The sequence below is a fragment of the Serinicoccus sediminis genome (assembly GCF_004153545.1).
GTDB lineage: Bacteria > Actinomycetota > Actinomycetes > Actinomycetales > Dermatophilaceae > Ornithinicoccus > Ornithinicoccus sediminis_A.
On the sequence record NZ_SDVA01000031.1, the window covers coordinates 1 to 4,163 of the forward strand.

Here is a 4,163-nt window from a genome sequence, read left to right on the forward strand (position 1 = left end):
CGACCCGGTGCCGGTGAGGACCAGGGTGCGCAGCACCGACCAGTCGCCCAGACGCCCGCCGAGCCACGTCCCGACGATCGACACGACGCCGTACACGAGCAGGAAGACGGGCACCCACCGCTCGTCGAGGCCGGTGACGTCGGTGATCGTCGGCGCGATGTAGGAGTAGGTGGCGAACATGCCGCCGAAACCGATGGCCCCGATCGCCAGGGTGAGCCAGAACTGGGTGCTGGTGAAGGCGCGCAGCTCGGCCCTGCGCGAGCGGGTCTGGTCGCGCGGCGTGCGCGGCACCCACAGGCGCACGAGCACCGCGGCGAGCAGCCCGATGACGGCGACCGCCCAGTAGCTCACCCGCCAGCCGAAGACCTGCCCGGCCCAGGTGCCGAGGGGCACCCCGATCAGCAGGGCGAGGGGGATGCCGAGCATGACGGTGCCGACGGCGCGGCCGCCCCGGCCGGGGGGCGCCAGCGAGATCGCCACGAGCGAGGCCAGCCCGAAGAAGCCGGCGTGAGGCAGGCCGGCGACGAACCGTGCCGCGACCAGGGTGCCCAGCGACGGGGCCAGCGCCGCCGCGGCGTTGGCCAGCGCGAAGAGGAGCATGAAGCCGACGAGGACGGCGCGCCGGGGCGCCCGGGCGGCCCCCACCGCGGCGACCGGCGCACCGACGACCACGCCGAGGGCGTAGGCGGAGATGGCGTACCCGGCGGTCGGGATGGACACGTCGAGCCCCGTCGAGATCTGGGGCAGGACGCCCATCGTGACGAACTCGGCGACCCCGATGCCGACACCCCCGAGGATGAGGGCGGCGAAGGCGAGGACGGGCCGGTGCGCACCCGTGGTGGGGCGCTCGGTGGGGGCATGAGCGGGGGCGCGCAGGGTCGACACGGAGGGCCTCGGGTTGAGGGGCACGACGGTGGGGGACGTCCGCGCGAGGGCGCGGACACCTCCAGCCTAACCCGCGCAGCCGACCCCACCATTCCCGCCGTCCTTCTCCCCCCGCCCGCACCGGACGCCCGGTCGGGGCACGCCGGACGGCGGGCGTCAGCCGCCGACGGCCTCGGCGATGGCGACGAAGTTGGCCTTCTGGGCACCGTCGTCGCGGGCGCCGAGCGAGGGGTCGCAGGTGATGAGCGCGATCCGGGCGACGTCGGTCTGATCGCCCCAGACCGCGTCGCTGCGCTGCAGGCCCTCCTTGGAGATCTGCTGCGTCGCGGTCACGACGAAGTCACGGGTGCCGCCGTGCCCGTAGCCCACCGTGATGACGTCGCCGTCGCTCACCTCGGCCAGGTCGTAGAACACGTCGGGCTCGTCGTAGTACGTGACGTGCGCCGCGATGACCGCCGTGCCCACCTGACCGGGGACGACCCGGTCGGACCCGGCGTACCAGATCGCCTCGCCCTGGTCGGGGTTGATCGTGCCCTGCGGCGTCAGCCCCTCGGGGGCGATGGGCTCCTCCTGCAGGCCGGCGGCCGGCACGGTGACCCACGTCGGGGCGGCCTCGCCCTCGGCGTGCACCGGACGCCCGTCAGTGCCCTGGATCGCCCCGACCGCCTGGACGGCCAGCATGCTGACCCCGAGCGTGCCCACGAGCAGGCCGGTGGGCAGCAGCAGGCGCGCGCTCACGGTCGGGTCCCCGGCGCGGCTCAGCCCTGGTCGCGGTGCGGCTGGCGGCGCAGGCCGACAGCGGCGGCACCGGCACCGGCGACCGCCAGCACGGCGCCCCCGACGAGCAGCGGCGACAGCCCGGCCTCGCGCAGCGGCCCGTCGGTCTCGACCGCGGGCCCGGCCGCCTGCACGTCGTCCTCCGCGGCGGCGTCGTCACCGGCCTCCACGTCATCGGCGGCCCCGTCGTCCGGCGCCGCGTCGTCCTGCGCGGCCGCCTCGTCGTCAGCGGCCTCGCCGCTCTCGGACTCCTCCGGTGCGGGGGCCTCGTCCTCGCTCGCGGCCGTGCCCTGGCACAGGGTGATCTCCCGGATGACGGCGCCACCGTCGCTGCCGTAGGTCTCGCCGTAGACGGGGTTCTCCACCTCGACGGCGGTCTCGTCCGAGGTCAGCGTCAGCGCGACCCACTCGTTGTCGCCCTCGAGGTAGGGCCCGTGGGTCGCCTCGTCGAGGTAGGTCGCGGTCGCGGTGCCCGGCATGGCCATCACGTCGCACCGGACGTTGTCGTAGGTGTCGGCCAGCTGGTCCTCGTCGACCGCGAGGGCGGGGCCGGAGGCCAGCGCCGTGAGGGCGGCCGCGCCGACGGCGACGGTCAGCATCCGCAGGGTCCTGGTGCTCATGATGGTCCTCTCCGCAGGCACGCGGTGGGGTGGCGGTCCCGGGTCGTCCTGTGCCTGCGACCCGGTCACAGAAATCACATCTGTCACATTTGACGCTTACGTACCTTAGCGACGGCCGCCTGCGGCGGCACGCCACCCGTGCGGCGTGTCGCCGAACCACGACCGCGCCGCCCGGCGGCGCACCACACCCCGCCACACCGCTGGTGCCCCCTCCCTCAGCGGGCGTGGACGAGCGCCACGAGGGTGGCACCCTCCTGCGGCAGGTGGCTGCGCGGCGTCACGACGGTCGCCACCCCGTCCTGCACGAGGAACATCAGCACCGCCTCGGGCTCGCGCTCGCGGAAGTCGTCGAGGGTGTGCTGGGGGGTCAGTCGGGTCTTGCGCACCTGCATACCCTCCCGGGTCGCGGTGTCGAGCTCCGGCGCGGACAGGGGCGGTGAGAACGCGACCTGGGCGGTGAGCTTGCTCGCCGTCTGCTGCTTGGCCTTGGCCTCCGACAGCGTGCCGCCGCTGCCGCCGTTGGTCCGGTCCCGCGGCCTCGAGCTGCGCGGCAACGACTCCCCCTGACGCCGCAGCTGGTAGGTGTTGGACGCGCCGAGGGCGTGCCCGAACTCGCGGGCCGCCGTCGAGTTGGTGTCGTCGTCGTGCGTGGCCGCGACCAACGAGCCCAGCCCGGCCAGCTCCATGTCCTCCACGGCGTACTCCGACAGGATGTGCGTGCGCTCGACCCGCAGCCCGGCCATCCGCGCCTGCGCGACCTCGGCCGGTGCCAACGAGACGAGCAGCGTCGGCACCTTGAGCTCGGTCAGGACACCGGCTGCCTGCCGGGCCCACAGCGGAGCGCCGGCGAAGAGGACACCGTTGGGTGTCGTGGTCGCCAGCCCGAGGCGCTCGGCCAGCCGGCCGACACCCAGCCCGTAGACCGCCACGGTCACGACGATCGTCATGAAGACCAGGGGCACGAGGTCTGCCGAGGCCACCACGAGCTGCTCGAGCCGCTCCGCCGAGGCCTCGAGGGCGAGGCTCTCGCGGGCGTCCTCCCCGCCGAGCGCCGCCAGCGAGCGGGCCTCGTCGGCCGCGTGCTCGATCTCCAGCGCGAAGATGCTCGTCACCGCGGCGGCGACGATGCCGCGCGGCGCCATGAAGGCGAGCAGGGTGCGCTCCTGCCGGGTGGCCTGGGTGCCGAGCAGCCCCAGCGCGACCGACGCGGGGCGGACGACGAGGAGCAGGAGCAGCACGAACACGGCGGCGGTCGGGGCGACGGCGACCACCTCGGCGGGGCTGACCCGACCGGCCAGCAGCACGAAGAGCGCGCCCACGATGAGCACCTGGAGGTGCTCCTTGAACTCCCGCACGTGCTCCAGCCGCAGCCCGGGCCGGTTCGCCAGGTAGATCCCGAGCATGGTGACGGTGAGCAGCCCGCTCTCGGGCTGCAGCTCGTTGGAGATGACCAGCGACCCCACCGCGACGGCGAGGAAGGTGACGCCCTCCAGGAAGTCCGGGATGAGGTGGCGGCGCATGGCCACCTCCAGGAGCACCCCGAAGAGCAGGGTGAGCACGGTGGAGATGACGACCGTGCGGCCCAGCGTCAGGGCGGCCGTCGCGAGCGCGCCGTCGGGGCCGCCGACGATGATGGCCTGGAAGACGAGGACCGCGAGGATGGCGCCGATGGGGTCGACGACGATGCCCTCCCACCGCAGCATCGAGGACACCCGCCGGGTGGGGCGCAGCTGGCGGATGATCGGCGCGATGACGGTCGGGCCGGTGACCACGAGCAGCGCGCCGATGAGCAGCGCGAGCTGCCACTCGACCCCGGCCACGATGGCGGCCAGGGTGGTCAGCCCCCACGCCAGGAGCACCGTGACCGAGCAGAGCCGGACG

General features: G+C 74.3%; 4 protein-coding genes. All 4 read right to left on the bottom strand.

Annotation, left to right across the window (positions count from 1 at the left end; all coding sequences use genetic code 11):
• Nucleotides 1-885, bottom strand: an 885-nt coding sequence (locus tag EUS26_RS16400; protein ID WP_238149041.1) for an MFS transporter, incomplete at its 3' end; no start/stop codon positions are given.
• 156 nt (nucleotides 886-1,041) lie between these two features.
• Nucleotides 1,042-1,623, bottom strand: a complete 582-nt coding sequence (locus EUS26_RS16405) for a class F sortase (protein ID WP_130014904.1) — start codon at nucleotides 1,621-1,623, stop codon at nucleotides 1,042-1,044.
• Between the two features lie 20 nt (nucleotides 1,624-1,643).
• On the bottom strand, nucleotides 1,644-2,282 hold the full coding sequence (locus EUS26_RS16410; RefSeq protein WP_130014905.1) for a hypothetical protein: 639 nt from the start codon (nucleotides 2,280-2,282) through the stop codon (nucleotides 1,644-1,646).
• A gap of 215 nt (nucleotides 2,283-2,497) precedes the next feature.
• The coding region (locus EUS26_RS16415) for a cation:proton antiporter (RefSeq protein WP_130014906.1) at nucleotides 2,498-4,163 on the bottom strand (1,666 nt) is incomplete at its 5' end.

What these genes read in the sequence shown, in the direction of transcription:
- EUS26_RS16410 (WP_130014905.1), bottom strand. Translation starts at nt 2,282, where the DNA reads ATGAGCACCAGGACCCTGCGGATGCTGACCGTCGCCGTCGGCGCGGCC.